Raw genomic sequence first — 15,419 nt, forward strand, 5'->3', positions numbered from 1 at the left:
GCGAGGCATGTACGGGCGCCACGAACGGGCCGATCGGGTGCGGGCGTACGCCACACCGGATCCTTCCCGGACCGGTCGGGGCGACGCGCCGGCGCCGACCCGGATCCGGCTCGGGGTCATCCCCGAAGCGATCCCCGAGGACGCGGCTGGCAGCGCGGGCAGCTGTACGACGACCGGTTCATGAACGCCTCACGGCGGATCGGCGCGCCGCACCGTCGGCACGGCAGGCCCTCCCGGCCGTAGACGTTCAGCGCCCGGTCGAAGTAGCCGCTCTCGCCGTTGACGTTGACGTAGAGGGCGTCGAAGCTGGTGCCGCCCTCCTTGATCGCCTCGCCGAGCACGTCCCGGACGTGCCCGAGCAGGCGCAGCGCGGCCGGCCGGGTGAGCGCGTCGGTGGGCCGGGCGCCGTGCAGGCGGGCTCGCCAGAGCGCCTCGTCGGCGTAGATGTTGCCCACCCCGGAGATCAGGGTCTGGTCCAGCAGCGCCCGCTTCGCCTCGGTACGCCGCCGGCGCAGCGCGGCGACGAACTCGGCGTCGGAGAACTGCGGGTCCATCGGGTCCCGGGCGATGTGCGCGATCTCCGCCGGCAGCTCCGCCCCGCCGGCCGAGACGGAGAGCCCGCCGAACGTGCGCTGGTCGACGAAGCGCAGCTCGGGGCCGTCGTCGGCGAACCGGAACCGGATCCGCAGGTGGGTCTCGTCGGGCGCGTCGGCGGGCTGCAGCAGCAGTTGCCCGGACATGCCGAGGTGCCCGATCACCGCGTCCCCGCTGTCCAGCGGGAGCCAGAGGTACTTGCCGCGGCGGCGGACGTCGAGCACGGTCCGCCCGGCCAGCACGTCGGCGAAGTGCGCCCCGCCGGGGGCGTGCCGGCGCACCGCGCGCGGGTGGCGCACCTCCACCGCGGCGATCCGGCGGCCGATGACCCACTGGGCCAGGCCCTGCCGGACCGTCTCCACCTCGGGCAGCTCAGGCACGGCGGGCGCCCGTCTCGGCCGCGCCGGACGCCGGGTCGGCGGCGCTCGGGGCCTCCTCGGCGGCACGGGCGGCCAGTTCGGCGGCGGCCACCTCCCGCTGCCGCGCCGCCTGCTCCTGCTCCGCCTGCTCGGTCAGCGTCCGCCAGGCCGATTCGGCGGCGCGCTGCTCGGCCTCCTTCTTGCTGCGCCCCTCGGCGCCGCCGTAGCGGTTGCCGGCCACCACCACCCACGCGGTGAAGGTCTTCAGGTGGTCCGGCCCGGTGCCCTCGATGCGGTACTCGGGCACGCCCAGCCCGAGCGAGGCGGTCAGCTCCTGGAGGCTGGTCTTCCAGTCCAGCGCCGCGCCCCGCCCGGCCGACTCGGCCATCAGCGGGTCGAACAGCCGGTGGATCACGGCGGCCGCGGTGTCCAGGCCGTACTGGAGGTAGATCGCGCCGAGCAGCGCCTCGAGCGTGTCGGCCAGGATGCTGGCCTTGTCCCGGCCGCCGGTGGTCTCCTCGCCCTTGCCGAGCAGCAGGTAGGCGCCGAGCCCGTCCGGGCCCAGCCCGCGGGCCACGTCGGCGAGCGCGCGCATGTTGACCACGCTGGCCCGCAGCTTGGCCAGCTGGCCCTCGGGCAGGTCGGGGTGGTTGTGGAAGAGCGCGGTGGTGATCACCACGCCGAGCACCGAGTCGCCGAGGAACTCCAGCCGCTCGTTGGTGGGCAGGCCGCCGTTCTCGTACGCGTACGAGCGGTGGGTCAGCGCCCGCTCCAGCAGTTCCGGGTCCAGCGTGACGCCGAACGCCGCCTCCAGGTGACCGACGGACGCCCGCCGCCGCTTGTCGTTGGTCATGATGTGCGTACCTCGGTGTCGGTGGTGCGGTCGATGCGGTCCTCCGCGGCGTCGAGCAGCGCGGAGACCAGGTCGGCGGCGCCCCGCCGCCACAGGTGGGCGGCGAGCGCGATGCCGGAGGCCACGTCGTCGGGCCGGGCGGCGCCGTGGCAGACGACCACGGTCCCGGCCACCCCGAGCAGGGCGGCCGCGCGCGGCGCCCCGCCGCCGGCCGGTGGTCCGCCGGCCATCGCGTACGCGCCCTCGATCGCCTTGAGCAGCACGTTACCGGTGAACCCGTCGGTGACCACCACGTCGGCGCGGGTGCCGAGCGAGACGTCGTAGCCCTCGACGAGGCCGACGTAGCGGCCACCGCAGGGCAGCGGCTCGGCGGCCAGCAGCGGGTCGGCGTGCCGGCGGAGGCGGTCGCCCTTGCCCGCCTCGGTGCCGACGGAGAGCAGGCCGACCCGGGGCTCCGGGATGCCGTGCGCGACCGCCGCGTACGCGGCACCGAGCATGGCGTGCCGGGCGAGGGTGGCCGGCCGCGGGTCCAGCGAGCCGCCGACGTCGAGCAGCACGACCGGGCCGGCGACGGCCGGCAGGGTGGCGACCAAGGCCGGCTGGCGGACGTCGGACCAGCGCCCGAGGCCGAGCGCGGCGGCGGTGACGGTGGCGCCGGTCGAACCGGCGGAGACCAGCGCGTCGGCGGCCCCGTCGCGGACCGCGGTGACCGCCGCCCGCACGGTGCTGGGTGCGCGGGCGGCGCTGGGATGGTCGGCCATGCCGACGGCGGCGCGGACCGGCCGCACGGCGACCCGGGCACGTTGCGCCGGGTCGAGGGCGGCGATCACCTCGCCGGCGGCCTCGGCCGGGCCGACGAGCAGCAGGTGCAGGTCAGGGTCGGCGCGCACGGCCCGCAGAGCGCCGTCAACCACGACGGCGGGAGCATCGTCCCCGCCGAGGAGGTCAACGGCGATCCGCGCGATGCCCGGCTCCACCGGAACGCCGGCCGGAACAGGCCGGCCGGCGTTCGTGGGAGCCGGGGCACCGGGCGTTCGCCAGGGCGCGCGCGCCGCCCGACCCGTGGTCGGGGGCGTCACTCGGCGTCCGGTCAGACCTCGAGGACCTGACGGCCGTTGTAGGTGCCGCAGACGGAGCAGGCGGCGTGCGGCAGCTTCGCGGACTTGCACTGCGGGCAGGCCACGGTCGCGACCGCCGCGGTCTTCCACTGCGCCCGGCGGGACCGGGTGTTGCTGCGCGACATCTTGCGCTTGGGGACGGCCACGGTTCTTACTCCTCTTTACGGGTCAGTTGCGACAGGCCCGCCCAACGCGGGTCGATCTGCTGGTGACTGTGGTCGGCCGGCAGCTCGTCCCGGTGCACCCCGCACTCGGGGCACAGGCCTGGGCAGTCCTCCCGGCAGCGCGGGTTGGTCGGCAGTGTGAGCACCACCGCGTCCCGCAACGCCGGCTCCAGGTCGATCAGGTCTCCCTGCATCCGGCCCACCTCGTCCTCGTCGGTCGTGGTGTCCGTGGTGCTGTTCTCGTACGCGTACAGCTCCTGGATCCGCACGACCACCGAGTCGTTGATCTCGCGCAGGCAGCGCCCGCACTCGCCCCGGACGGGACCGCTGACGGTGCCCGAGACGAGCACGCCCTCGGACACCGACTCCAACCTCAGGTCGAGGTCGAGGTCCGCGCCCTCCGGCACGCCGATCAACTCCACGCCGAGGTCCGCCGGTGCCGGTACCACCCGCTTGACCGTACGCAACGCACCAGGCCGACGCGGCAGCTCCCTCGTGTCGAGGACCAGCGGCGACCTGGGGTCGAGTTGGGAAGGCGTGTGTTTGGGCATAGTCAGACTCCGGCCGGTGAGAGGCCGACAAACGAGGTTACCTGGGCAACCCCCGGACCGTCGAACCGGGGGCGACGCCCGCCCCGCCCTGCCGGCTGCTGAGGTGCCGGTCAGAAGGGTAGCGGGCGCTCCGCCTCGTCGCCGGCGAAGGTGCCGATCTCGCGCAGCGCGTGCATCTTGTCGCGCCCGCGTTCGATCGAGGCCAGCGCCCGGGTGAGGAACTGCTCGAAGTTGGCCAGCGCGGTGTCGACGTAGTCGTCGACCTCCTCGCGCAGCCGCTGCGCCTCGGCGCGGGCCTCGGCGATGATCCGGGCGCCCTCGTGCTCGGCGGAGACGGTGATCTCGTTCACCGAGACCAGGCGGGCGTGTTCCGCCTCACCCTCGCTGATGATCCGGTCGGCCTCGCGCTTGCCGGCCTCCATGATCTTGTCCCGCTCCTCCAGCAGGGCGGCCGCCCGGCGCAGGTCGGCGGGGAGCTCGGCGCGCAACTCCTCCAGGGCCGCGATCATCTCGCCCCGGTCGACCATGCAGTTGTTGCGCGACATCGGGACGGAACGGGCCGTCTCCACCATGGCGATCAGTTCGTCGATGCGGTCGAGCGGGTCCACCGGTACCTCACTCCTGTCGTTCGTACGGCCGACCTACATCATGCGGGCTGCGGCCCGGTTCCCGCTTCACCCATCATCACCCGCACCATCCACCACCGCCCCCACCGCCCCCGGCGCGTCGCACGCCCCCGGCCCTCGCGATCGGGCACGTTCCGCCCCCGCATTCCGCCCACCACAGGACGAAAGAGGGCCGAGGTCTCCGGCTCGCGGCAGCGGTGGGGTGGGGTCAGTCGCGGGGGAGGTTAGGGGTCAGGCGGGTGTGGAGGGCGTGGCGGACCACGTCGGGGACGTGGGCGGAGATGTCGCCGCCCCACTTGGCCACGTCCTTGATCAGGCTGGAGGAGAGGAACGAGTAGAGCGGGTTGGTCGGCATGAAGAGCGTCTCGACGCCGGCCAGCCCGATGTTCATCTGGGCCATCTGCAACTCGTAGTCGAAGTCGCTGACCGCGCGCAGGCCCTTGACCAGGACGCTCGCCTGCTGGGCGCGGCAGAAGTCGACCAGCAGCCCGCGGAACGACTCGACCCGGACGTTGTCGTACGAGGCGGTCACCTCGCGGAGCATGTCGATCCGCTCCTCGACGGTGAACAGGCCGCTCTTCGACTGGTTCACCAGCACGCCGACGATCACCTCGTCGAAGAGCCGGCTCGACCGGCCGATGATGTCGAGGTGTCCGTTGGTGACCGGGTCGAACGAGCCGGGACACACCGCACGTCTCATGATCGGCGACCGTACCAAAGGGTGGTCTCGCCGTAACGGCGACTTCGCTCGGCGGTGACACCCGGCACCCACTCGACCGGCCCGGTCCGGCTGGAGCGTTCCACCACCACCAGCGCGTCCGGGGCCAGCCAGCCGCCGTCGACCAGCGCGGCCAGCATCGCGGTGACCTCCGCGTCCGGCAGCGCGTACGGCGGGTCGGCGAAGACCACGTCGTACGGGCCGCCCTCCGGGCCGGCCGCCAGCACGGTGCCCACCTTCCCGGTGACCAGCCGGGCGGCCGGGGCGGCGCGCAGGGCCGCCACGTTCTCCCGGATCACCCGGGCGGCCCGCGGGTCGGACTCGACCAGCAGCACGTGCGCGGCGCCCCGGGACAGCGCCTCCAGCCCGACCGCGCCGGAGCCGGCGTACAGGTCGGCGAAGCGGGCGCCGGTCAGATCGACCTCGGCCTGGACGGCACTGAACAACGCCTCCCGGACCCGGTCGGACGTCGGCCGGGTGCCCGCGCCGGGCGGCGCGGCGATCCGCCGGCCACCGAGCGTCCCGGCGACGATCCGGGTCACCGTCTCCTCCTGCTCATGGCCCCGACGCTACGCGAGACCGGGGGACCCGCCGACGACACCGCCGGTATGCGCGTCGCGCCGGCCCGGCCACCCTTCGTATATCAATGATCTCGCATTCATAACATCATCCTTAGGTCCCGCTGAACGCTGTAACGCACGCGGCGATCTCGCTAGGGTCTGCCGGGTGTCGGCGGTGGACCGCCGGCCCAGGCACGGAGCGGCGCCCGCACCGGACGCGCACCGAGGCACCCGCGACCGTCCGAACCGCCCCACTCCGCGCCCACCCCCTTCAGCTTCCTCACCCCGGGAGTACGCGTGATCCGTACCAGAGCGTCGCTGCGGCGACCACTGGCCGTACTGGGGGCCGCCTTCCTCGGCCTCACCGCGGCCGTCGCGGTGGCCGCGCCGGCCAGCGCCCACCACACCACCATCACCGCCACCGCCGACTGCGACGGGCTCACCGGCGAGCGGGTGATCACCTGGACGGTGGAGAACAGCGAGCGGGACAAGGCCGCGACCCTCAAGACCGTCACCGCCGACCCGTCCACCCCGGTGAATCTGGCGGCCGACACCACCAAGCCGCTGCAGGGCGCCGTCGTCCCCAAGGGCGGCTCGGTGCAGGCGGTGCAGCGGGTGCCCGGCGACACCGCCGGCGCGAAGCTGACGATCTACGCGCTGTGGAAGAAGAACGGCCAGGACCGCACCAACGAGGGCAGCATCAAGCTGGGCGGCGACAAGCCCTGCACCCCGGCGCCGAAGTGTGTGGACGCCAGCAAGGCCAAGTACAGCCACACCTTCGACGGCCCGAAGGGCACCGCGACCGTCAAGCTCGACGGTGACCTGCCGCTCTGCGGTGACAGCAAGCAGTACTTCACGCTGGTGTCCTACTTCGCGCCGCGGCCGCAGTTCGCCACCCCGCAGTACGTCTACGGCACGCCGGACAGCGACTGGATCGGCGGCACCCAGACCGAGATCGACCTGAAGGTCGAGATCCCGGACTGCCACACCCAGGTGGACCTGATCTGGGGCGGCACCGACGAGATCATCGACCCGCTGGTCGAGGGCGGCAAGCGGTACGGCGACAAGAAGCTCGGCTCCAAGGGCGCGCCGGGCAACCGGTCCACCGGCCCGCATGGGGCGTACAACGGCGGCGACAAGAGCTGCACCACCCCGGCGGCCACCTTCGCGTCCAACTGCGACGGCACCGTCACCGTGTCGCTGAGCAACGACGGCAAGATCTCGAAGTACCCGGTCGAGTTCGAGGTCCGGGGCGAGAACGGCTGGTCCAAGAAGGTCACCGTCGAGCCGGGCAAGGCCGACAACGGCACCGTGGTGCCGGCCGAGAACGCCGGCAAGGTCGAGGTGCTGGTCGACGGCAAGGTGATCGAGGACGGCAGCTACTCGTGGCAGCGTCCGGAGGACTGCCCGCTGCCCACCATCACCACCAAGGCGGACTGCGAGACCTTCACGCTGACCGCCACCAACCCGGAGGGTGGCCTGCCGGTCAAGGTGGTCTTCACCTACGGCAAGGAGACCGAGACCCGGACCGTGCAGCCGGGCGACTCCGAGACCGTCACCTTCAAGGCCGGCAAGGACGACACCGCGCTGGTCGTCCTTCCCGAGCTGGAGCTGGAGATGGAGGCCGTCTACGCCCCCGAGGGTGACTGCGGTGGCGGTGGCGGCGGTGGCGAGGAGCCGGGCCTGCCGGTGACCGGTGCGGCGGCCGGCGGCATCGCCGCGGGCGCGGTCGCCCTGCTCGCCCTGGGCGCGGTGCTCTTCGTCGTCGCGCGGCGTCGGCGGGTGCGCTTCACCGCGTGAGCTGAGCCGAGCTGAGCGCTGAGGGCGCGTCGACCCACCCGGGTCGGCGCGCCCTCACCATGTCCCGCCGGCACGGCCACCCGCCGCGCCGGCCCGGCACGCGGCGCGAGCCGATGCCGGTGCTGCCGCGGACCCGCTCCGCCGCATGGCACGAGCGGACGATGCCGACACGGACCACCGCCGCGCGGCACGCTCACCACCACAGGGCACGGGCGGACGGTCCTGGCGCGGGCCGCCGGGATGCCACACCGGGATCCCCGACACGGCACTGACGAGGTACACCCGCGCGGGTCGGCCTCGAAGCATCAGCTGGCCAGCGCGACCGCACGAGAGGTACGGCGGCGCTCCGGTCAGCCCTTCTCCAGGTATTCCGCGCGCTCCTCGTCGACCAGGGCGGCCACCGAGGCGGCCAACGCCGGGTGCCGGGACAGCTCCGGATCCTCCTCGACCAGGGTGATCGCCTCGGCCCGCGCGTCGCGGATCAGGTCGGCGTCGCGCAGCAGGGAGAGCAGTCGCAGGTGCGAGCGGCGGCCGGACTGGGTGGCCCCCAGCACGTCGCCCTCGCGGCGCTGTTCCAGATCCAGTTCGGCCAGCTTGAAACCGTCGGTGGTGGAGGCGACGGCGTCCAACCGCTCGCGCGCCGGGCTGCCCTCGTTCGCCTCGGTGACCAGCAGGCAGAGCCCGGCGGCGGCGCCCCGGCCGACCCGGCCGCGCAGCTGGTGCAGCTGCGAGACGCCGAACCGGTCGGCGTCCAGCACGATCATCACGGTGGCGTTCGGCACGTCGACGCCGACCTCCACGACAGTGGTGGCCACCAGCACGTCGAGGTCGCCGGCGGCGAAGGAGCGCATCACCGCGTCCTTCTCGTCGGCCGGCAACCGGCCGTGCAGCACCCCGATCCGCAGCCCGTGCAGCGGCCCCTCGGCGAGCAGCGGCGCCACCTCGGTCACCGCCAGCGGCGGCCGCCGCCCGGAGTCGTCCTCCCGCGGCGCCTCCTCCTCGGACGCCGGACCGTCACCGATCCGCGGGCAGACCACGTACGCCTGGTGCCCGGCGGCCACCTCCTCGCGCAGCCGGCGCCAGGCCCGGTCCAGGAAGGCCGGCTTCTCGGCGGCCGGCACCACGTGCGAGGCGATCGGCGACCGGCCGCGCGGCAGCTGGGACAGCGTCGAGGTCTCCAGGTCGCCGTAGACGGTCATCGCCACCGTGCGCGGGATCGGGGTCGCCGTCATCACCAGCACGTGCGGGGGCTGCTCGGCCTTGGCGCGCAGCGCGTCGCGCTGCTCGACGCCGAAGCGGTGCTGCTCGTCGACCACGACCAGGCCCAGGTCGGCGAAGTCGACCCCCTCGTAGAGCAGGGCGTGGGTGCCGAGCACGATGCCGGCGGCGCCGCTGGCCACCTCGGCCAGCGCCCGCCGGCGGGCGGCCGCGCCGAGCGAGCCGGTGACCAACTCGACCCGGGTGGCGTGCTCGGCGGCGCCCAGCTCGCCGGCCCGGCCCAGCGGCCCGAGCAGGTCGAGCATGCCGCGGTGGTGCTGGGCGGCGAGCACCTCGGTGGGGGCGAGCAGCGCGGCCTGCCCGCCGGCGTCGACCACCTGGAGCATGGCGCGCAGCGCCACCACCGTCTTGCCCGAGCCGACCTCGCCCTGCAGCAGCCGGTGCATCGGGTGCGGGGTGGCCAGGTCGGCGGCGATCTCGGCGCCCACGTCCCGCTGGCCGGGGGTCAGCTCGTAGGGCAGCCGGGCGTCGAAGGCGTCCAGCAGGCCACCCGCGCGCGGCGGGCGGGGGCGGGCGGGCCAGTCGGCGGCCCGGTGCTTGCGCTGCACCAGGGTCAGCTGCACGGCGAACGCCTCGTCCCACTTCAGCCGCCGCCGGGCCCGGTAGAGCTCCTCCTTGCTGGACGGCCGGTGGATCTCGCGCAGCGCGGTGCCGAGCCCGACCAGGTTGCGGCTGGCCCGCACGGTGGCCGGCAGCGGATCGTCCGGCGGGGTGAAGGTGTCCAGCACCACCCGCACGCAGCGGGCGATCACCCAGGTCGGCACCGCCGCGGCCGCCGGGTAGACCGGGATCAGCGCGCCGGCGAACTCCTCGATCTCCTCGCTGGCCGCCGCCTCGCCGTCGCCGCCCTCGCCGAGCAGCACGTACTCCGGCCCGTTGAGCTGCCGCTTGCCCCGGAACTCGGTGACCTTGCCGGCGAACAGCCCCCACCGGCCCGGCCGCAGCTCCCGCTCCCGCCACGCCTGGTTGCCGAAGAAGGTCAGGGTGAGCAGGCCGCCGGAGCCGTCGCCGACGGTCACCTCCAGCAGGTTGCCGCGGCGCTGGCGCATCGGGCGTACGGCGGTGCGCTGCACCTGGGCCAGCACGGTGACCTGCTCACCGACGTCCAGCGAGCGGATGTCGGTGTGCTCGCCGCGCTCGTCGTAGCGGCGCGGGAAGTGGTAGACCAGGTCGCCGGCGGTGTGCAGGTCGAGGTGGCTGGCCAGCGCCTTCGCCGTCTTCTCGCCGACCAGCTTCTTCAGCGGCGTGTCCACCGTGGCCGTCTCGGGCATCACTCGACCCCCACCAGGAGCGGATAGTGCGGCTGGCCGCCCGGATAGGCCTGCACCTCCACGAACGGCCAGTGCCGCCCGACGTGCTCGCGCACCGCCTCGGCCAGCCCGTCCGGGGCGTCCGCGCCGGCGAGCAGGGTGACCAGCTCGCCGCCGCCGCCGAGCATCCGGTCGACCATGGCGACGCAGGTGTCGAGCAGGTCGGCGCCGATCAGGTGCACCTCCCCCTCGACCAGCGCCAGCACGTCGCCGGGGCGGCACGGGCCGGCGACGGTGAGCGCCTCGCGGCTGGCGTAGCAGACCTCGGCGTAGCGGCAGGCGCCGGCCGCCTCGGCCATCGCGATCACGTCGTCCTCGAAGCGCCGTCCGGGGTCGCGTACGGCCAGCGCCGCCAGCGCCTGCACCGGCGAGCGGGTCGGCACCACGCTCACCTTGACGCCGAGCCCGTGCGCCTCCCGGGCGGCGGCGCTCGCCACCGCCTGGGTGTTCGGGTCGTTGGGCAGCACCACCACCCGGGCGGCCCCGGTCGCCCGGATGGCGTCCAGCAGCTCGCCGGTGGAGGGGTTGCCGGGCACCACCGTCGCGCCCTCGCCGCCGAAGAGCTCGGCGATGCCCGCGCCGGCGGCCACCACCACGGCGGCCCGCCCGTCCGCCGCCACGGCGGGTGACACCGGTGCGACCTGGTCGGCGAAGCGGGTCACCGAGATCCGGTGCGGCCGGCCGGCGACCACTCCCGCCTCGATGGCCGCCCCGACGTCGTTGACGTGCACGTGCACGTTCCAGGTGCCGTCGCCGTCGCCCACCACGACCAGCGAGTCGCCCAGCGCCGCCAGCTCCGCCCGCATCCGGGTCACCGCCGGCTCGTCGGCGTCGAGCAGGAACTGCACCTCGTAGGCGTACTCGTCGGAGCCGGTCTCGCGGGCGGCGACGGCCGGCGGGCGGGCCGCCGGCCGCGCGGACGCCGGCCGCTGCGGGCTCTCCCCGGTGATCACCTCGACCAGCGCGTCGAGCAGCAGGCAGAGCCCGCGCCCGCCGGCGTCGACCACGCCGGCCCGGGCCAGCGCGGGCAGTTGCTCGGGGGTGCGGGCGAGCGCCCGGGACGCCTCGCCGGCCGCCGCCCGGGCGACCGCGCAGAGCTCGTCGCTGTCCGCCCGCTCGGCCGCCCCGGCGGCCGCGGCGACGACGCTGAGCAGGGTGCCCTCGACCGGGCTGGCGACCGCGGCGTAGGCGGCGGTGGTGGCGTCGCGCAGCGCGACCGCCAGCTCCCGGCCGCGCACCGCGGGCCGGGCGGCCAGCGCGTCGGCGAAGCCGCGCAGGATCTGCGACAGGATCACCCCGGAGTTGCCCCGGGCGCCGAGCAGCGCGCCGCGCGCCATCAGCCGCAGCGCGTGACCGTGCGGGGTGGGCCCGTCGTCGGGGAGGGTGTCGAGGTCCATGGCCAGCGCCTGCTGGGCCGAGGTCAGGGTGAGCACCAGGTTGGTGCCGGTGTCGCCGTCGGGCACCGGGTAGACGTTCAGGTCGTCGATCTCGCCCTGGTGCCGCTTGAGCGCGGCCAGCCCGCCCGCGCACCAGCGGCGGACCGCGGCGGCGTCGAGGGTGTCCAGCACGGCGTGAAGCCTACTGGCGCGCACCGACACCCGCCGGGCTCGGCCGGACCGCCCCGGCGTGTCCCGGCTACCACCGGTGGGCGGCCGGGCGCGCTACCCTTGCCGGGCGTCCCGTCACGCCGCGGGCCGCTCCCCCCGCCACCCCGCGGGCCCGCACGGCCCGGGCGGACCGGGCCGGTTGGGCAGGGCGGCGGGTCATCGGGTAACCTGGCCAGGTTGCCCGGGCAGCGCCTGGCGGCGACCTCATGAACGTTTCAAACCCAGGAGTATCCCGTGGCTAGCGTGTGCGACGTCTGTGGCAAGGGGCCGGGCTTCGGCCACAACGTGTCCCACTCGCACCGGCGGACCAACCGCCGCTGGAACCCGAACATCCAGTCGGTGCGGACCCCGGCCGGTGGCGGCAACACCAAGAAGATGCAGGTCTGCACCTCGTGCATCAAGGCCGGCAAGGTCACCCGCGCCTGACGCGGTAACGCCGACCGACATATTCGCCAGCGCCGGCGGGCCCTCGTGGCCCGCCGGCTCTGTCGTGTCCGGGCACCGGTGTTGACCGGTACGCGACGCTGCGTCGACGCACCCGCACCGGTCCGGTTAGGGTCTGCGTGCGCCGGCCGTCCCCTTCCCGGCGCGCACCCCCGAGCACGGAGGACGACTGGTGCAGCTGGACCTGGGCCGAGACGAGATGATCATTGTCGGGGCGTCGATCGGCATGCTGCGCTGGTACGCCGAGGAGCTGCCGGCCGGCTCCGTGGTCCTGGTCGAGGAGCCGGACGTGATCCAGCGGCGCGGCATCGAGCAGCTGGCGGGCGAGCTGGCGTTCATCTCCCGGGTGGTGGCCGCGCGCTACCAGACCGGCCTGGACGCCGCCGCGCTGGTCGCCCGTGAGCCGGGGCTGCGCTCCGCCCGGCTGGTGGTGCCCGGACTGGAGTACGCGGTCGGCGCGGCGGCCCGGCTCGCCGCCGAACTCGGCCTGCCCGGCGCCGGGGCGGCGGCCGCCGACATCTTCTCCGACAAGCACCGGATGCGGCTGCTCGCCGCCGACGCCGGACTGGCCAACCCGGCCTTCGAGCTGGTCGGCACGGCCGCCGAGGCGGTGGCGTTCGCCGAGCGGCACGGCGGCCGGTGCGTGCTGAAGCCCACCCGCCGCTCCGGCAGCCTCGGCGTCCAGATCATCACCGACCCGGCGGAGATCACCGACGCCTGGGCGGCCACCGCCTCCCCGGAGGCGCCGCCCGAGGCGACCGACGGGCTGCCCACCGGGGTGCTCGTCGAGCAGCTCCTGGCCGGGCCGGAGCACAGCGTCGAGCTGCTGGTCGCCGACGGCGAGGTGATCTTCGGCAACGTCACCGACAAGCGGGTGTTGCCCGGACGCTGCCCGGTGGAGACCGGGCACACCGTGCCCACGGCCCTGCCGGCGGCCACCCGCCGGGAACTGCTCGCGGTGGCGGCCCGGCTGGCCACCGCCGCCGGCTTCCGCACCGGCGTGCTGCACAGCGAGTGGATCCTCGCCGACGGCCGGCCGACGCTGGTGGAGTGCGCCGCCCGGCTGCCCGGCGACATGATCACCGCACTGATCTCGATCGCCTACGAGTGCGGGTTCATCGAGGCGTACCTGCGCACGCTGCGCGGCGAGCGGCCGGCGCTGCGGCCCCGGCCGACCGGCGCGGCGGCGGTGGAGTTCCTGCTCGCCTCCCCCGGCACGGTCTCGGCCGTCGACGGGCTGCGCGACGCCCGCCGGGTGCCGGGCGTGCTGGACGTGCAGGTGGAGGTGGCGGTGGGCGACACCGTGACCGAGGTGACCTCCTCGCTGCGGCGCAGCGGCCACGTGCTGGCCTGGGGCATCGACGGCTCGGCCGCCACCGACTCCGCCGGCAAGGCCGCCGAACAGATCCGGATCACCACCGGCTGACGCCGCCGGTCACGGCCCCGCGCGGGGCGGTGGCTCAGAGGGTACGGCCGAAGGAGAGGCAGCCCGGCTCGTCCTTGTAGAAGCCGAAGTTCGGGATCCGCTCGTAGCCGGCCGAGGTGTACAACCCGATCGCCTCGGGCTGCCGGTCGCCGCACTCCAGGATCAGCCGCTTGCGCCCCTGCTCGCGGGCGGACCGCTCGACCGCCGCCAGCAGCGCCCGGGCCACCCCCCGGCCGCGCGCCGCCGGCGCGGTGTACATCCGCTTCAGCTCGGCGGTCCCCTCGCCGTGGCTGCGCCAGCCGCCACAGCCGACCGGCTCGCCGTCGAGCCTGGCGATCAGGAACGCGCCGCCGGGCGGCTCGAACTCGGCGGCGTCGACCGGGGTGTCGTCGCCGCTGCCGCCGTACCGGGCGCCGAGGTCGGCCAGCGCGTCCCTGATCAGGCGCTGCGCCTCCGGCGAGTCGAAGCGCGCGGCGTGGATCTCGATCTCCGTCACGGAGTAAAGGTTACGACCGCTCGGGGCCCTTACCGGAAGTGGTCCCAGCCGGTGACCCCCTGGTACGGCTCGCCGTCGACGGTGACGCCCTCGCCGGCCACCACCCGCCCGACCGGGCGCCACTGCTCGGGCAGCGTCACCTCGGGCGGGAAGGTGGCGGCGAGCGCGTGGTCCTCGCCACCGGCCAGCAGCCAGGCGTACGGGTCGACGCCGAGCGCCTGGGCCGCGTCGCGCATCTGCCGGGGCACCTCGAAGGCGTCCCGGCGCACGTCGATGCCGACCCCGCTGGCCCTCGCCACGTGGCCGAGGTCGGCGAGCAGCCCGTCCGACACGTCGATCATGGCGGTGGCGCCCAGCCCGGCGGCCTGCGGGCCGGCCGCGTACGGCACCTCCGGGCGCCGGTACGCCTCGACCAGCAGCCGCGGCGTCCGGAAGCCCCGGGAGAGCACGGTCAGCCCGGCCGCCGCGTACCCGGTGCGACCGGCGAGCGCGACCACGTCGCCCGGTCGGGCGCCGGAGCGCACCACCGGCGCCCGGCCGGCCAGGTCACCCAGGGCGGTCACCGCGATGGTCAGCGTGGGGCTGCCGGACATGTCGCCGCCGACCACGCTCGCGCCCACCGTCGCCGCCTCCGCGGCCAGCCCGTCGGCCAGTTCCTCGGCCCAGCCGACGGCCAGGTCCGCGGGGATGCAGAGGGCCACCAGCAGGGCGGTCGGGGTGGCTCCCATGGCCGCGATGTCGGCCAGGTTCGCCGCCGCCGCCCGGTGCCCCACGTCCCGCGCCCCGGACCAGTCCCGGCGGAAGTGCCGCCCCTCCACCAGCACGTCGGTGGAGGCCACCACCCGGGCGTCCGGGGCGGCCACCAGCGCCCCGTCGTCCCCGGGCCCGAGCAGCACCGTCGAGCCGGCGGACAGCCGGGCGGTGACCCGGTCGATCAGACCGAATTCGCCCACTCCCGCGACGCTCATGCCGGCACTCCGCTCCGCCGCCGGCCGCCAGCAGGCAGAAACCCGCCGAGCCCGGTGATCCGCGCGCTCGTGTCGGCGCTCCGCCCCGCCGCACGTGCCCACTGCACCGTCGCGCAGCGCTCGATGATCCACTCCCTCATGCCGGCACCTTCCTCGCCGCCGGCGCCGCACCCGGTCCGACGCCCCGCCCGCTCCTGCCGCGCTCGCTCACCGCTTCTCCTTGACCACCGATAGGGATCAGACCTGGTCCGTAAGGTACTTTCTCCTCTCGGGCCGCTCGCGGGCGGCGACGGACGGAGGTCGAGTCGTGGTACAGGCGTACATCCTCATCCAGACGGAGGTCGGCCGGGCGCGTGACGTGGCCGGTCTGATCGCGGACCTTGCCGGCGTGGTACGGGTCGACGCCGTCACCGGGCCCTACGACGTGGTCGTGCTCACCGAGGCGAACACCGTCGACGAGCTCGGCAAACTCATCGTCAGCAAGGTGCAGATGGTGCCCGGCATCACCCGCACCCTCACGTGTTCGGTGGTACGGCTGTAAGTGGAC

The 15,419-nt window shown here is 74.8% G+C and carries 16 protein-coding genes; 4 read left to right on the plus strand and 12 right to left on the minus strand.

All coding sequences use genetic code 11. From position 1 onward, the window contains the following. Positions 1 to 116: 116 nt before the first annotated feature. The 8 genes from mutM to rsmD form a co-directional block, all read right to left on the minus strand. Positions 117 to 974 (minus strand): bifunctional DNA-formamidopyrimidine glycosylase/DNA-(apurinic or apyrimidinic site) lyase, encoded by an 858-nt coding sequence (mutM, locus tag Q3W71_RS03235; protein WP_302917766.1) that lies wholly within the window; start codon positions 972 to 974, stop codon positions 117 to 119. Beyond that, complete coding sequence (rnc, locus tag Q3W71_RS03240; RefSeq protein ID WP_302917767.1) at positions 967 to 1,806, minus strand: ribonuclease III; 840 nt, start codon at positions 1,804 to 1,806, stop codon at positions 967 to 969. The genes mutM and rnc overlap by 8 nt, the downstream gene beginning before the upstream one ends. Beyond that, positions 1,803 to 2,783 (minus strand): phosphate acyltransferase PlsX, encoded by a 981-nt coding sequence (locus Q3W71_RS03245; RefSeq protein ID WP_302917768.1) that lies wholly within the window; start codon positions 2,781 to 2,783, stop codon positions 1,803 to 1,805. The genes rnc and Q3W71_RS03245 overlap by 4 nt, the downstream gene beginning before the upstream one ends. Positions 2,784 to 2,896: 113 nt before the next feature. Continuing rightward, positions 2,897 to 3,070: a 50S ribosomal protein L32 gene (gene rpmF, locus Q3W71_RS03250; protein WP_012181392.1), complete on the minus strand. Its 174-nt coding sequence runs from the start codon at positions 3,068 to 3,070 to the stop codon at positions 2,897 to 2,899. A gap of 5 nt (positions 3,071 to 3,075) precedes the next feature. Then, on the minus strand, positions 3,076 to 3,639 hold the full coding sequence (locus Q3W71_RS03255) for a DUF177 domain-containing protein (RefSeq protein ID WP_302917769.1): 564 nt from the start codon (positions 3,637 to 3,639) through the stop codon (positions 3,076 to 3,078). A 110-nt stretch (positions 3,640 to 3,749) separates the two neighbouring features. Next, positions 3,750 to 4,247, minus strand: coding sequence for a hypothetical protein (locus tag Q3W71_RS03260; protein ID WP_109906109.1), 498 nt, complete (start codon positions 4,245 to 4,247; stop codon positions 3,750 to 3,752). A gap of 226 nt (positions 4,248 to 4,473) precedes the next feature. Next, positions 4,474 to 4,965 (minus strand): pantetheine-phosphate adenylyltransferase, encoded by a 492-nt coding sequence (coaD, locus tag Q3W71_RS03265; protein WP_302917770.1) that lies wholly within the window; start codon positions 4,963 to 4,965, stop codon positions 4,474 to 4,476. Further along, positions 4,962 to 5,525, minus strand: a complete 564-nt coding sequence (gene rsmD / locus Q3W71_RS03270) for a 16S rRNA (guanine(966)-N(2))-methyltransferase RsmD (RefSeq protein WP_302917771.1) — start codon at positions 5,523 to 5,525, stop codon at positions 4,962 to 4,964. The genes coaD and rsmD overlap by 4 nt, the downstream gene beginning before the upstream one ends. Positions 5,526 to 5,840: 315 nt before the next feature. Here rsmD and Q3W71_RS03275 point away from each other — a divergent pair, with 315 nt between their 5' ends. Beyond that, a complete protein-coding gene (locus Q3W71_RS03275) occupies positions 5,841 to 7,343 on the plus strand; it encodes a cell wall anchor protein (RefSeq protein WP_302917772.1) in 1,503 nt (500 codons plus the stop codon). A 350-nt stretch (positions 7,344 to 7,693) separates the two neighbouring features. Here the strand turns inward: Q3W71_RS03275 and recG are convergent, their stop codons facing one another. Both recG and Q3W71_RS03285 read right to left on the minus strand, forming a co-directional pair. Then, entirely contained in the window at positions 7,694 to 9,895 is a 2,202-nt protein-coding gene (recG, locus tag Q3W71_RS03280; protein ID WP_302917773.1) for an ATP-dependent DNA helicase RecG, read from the minus strand. Beyond that, entirely contained in the window at positions 9,892 to 11,499 is a 1,608-nt protein-coding gene (locus tag Q3W71_RS03285) for a DAK2 domain-containing protein (RefSeq protein ID WP_302917774.1), read from the minus strand. The genes recG and Q3W71_RS03285 overlap by 4 nt, the downstream gene beginning before the upstream one ends. Positions 11,500 to 11,772: 273 nt before the next feature. On the opposite strand from Q3W71_RS03285, the gene rpmB reads away from it, so the two are divergent. Both rpmB and Q3W71_RS03295 read left to right on the plus strand, forming a co-directional pair. Beyond that, complete coding sequence (rpmB, locus tag Q3W71_RS03290) at positions 11,773 to 11,964, plus strand: 50S ribosomal protein L28 (protein ID WP_088963534.1); 192 nt, start codon at positions 11,773 to 11,775, stop codon at positions 11,962 to 11,964. 190 nt (positions 11,965 to 12,154) lie between these two features. After that, entirely contained in the window at positions 12,155 to 13,408 is a 1,254-nt protein-coding gene (locus Q3W71_RS03295; protein WP_302917775.1) for an ATP-grasp domain-containing protein, read from the plus strand. A gap of 34 nt (positions 13,409 to 13,442) precedes the next feature. Here the strand turns inward: Q3W71_RS03295 and Q3W71_RS03300 are convergent, their stop codons facing one another. Next, on the minus strand, positions 13,443 to 13,904 hold the full coding sequence (locus tag Q3W71_RS03300; RefSeq protein WP_302917776.1) for a GNAT family N-acetyltransferase: 462 nt from the start codon (positions 13,902 to 13,904) through the stop codon (positions 13,443 to 13,445). 29 nt (positions 13,905 to 13,933) lie between these two features. Then, positions 13,934 to 14,872, minus strand: coding sequence for a thiamine-phosphate kinase (locus Q3W71_RS03305; protein WP_302917777.1), 939 nt, complete (start codon positions 14,870 to 14,872; stop codon positions 13,934 to 13,936). A gap of 307 nt (positions 14,873 to 15,179) precedes the next feature. On the opposite strand from Q3W71_RS03305, the gene Q3W71_RS03310 reads away from it, so the two are divergent. Next, entirely contained in the window at positions 15,180 to 15,413 is a 234-nt protein-coding gene (locus Q3W71_RS03310; RefSeq protein WP_013284547.1) for an Lrp/AsnC ligand binding domain-containing protein, read from the plus strand. The last annotated feature ends 6 nt before the right edge of the window (positions 15,414 to 15,419 follow it).

The organism is Micromonospora sp. C28SCA-DRY-2 (assembly GCF_030519475.1).
Classification (GTDB): Bacteria; Actinomycetota; Actinomycetes; order Mycobacteriales; family Micromonosporaceae; genus Micromonospora.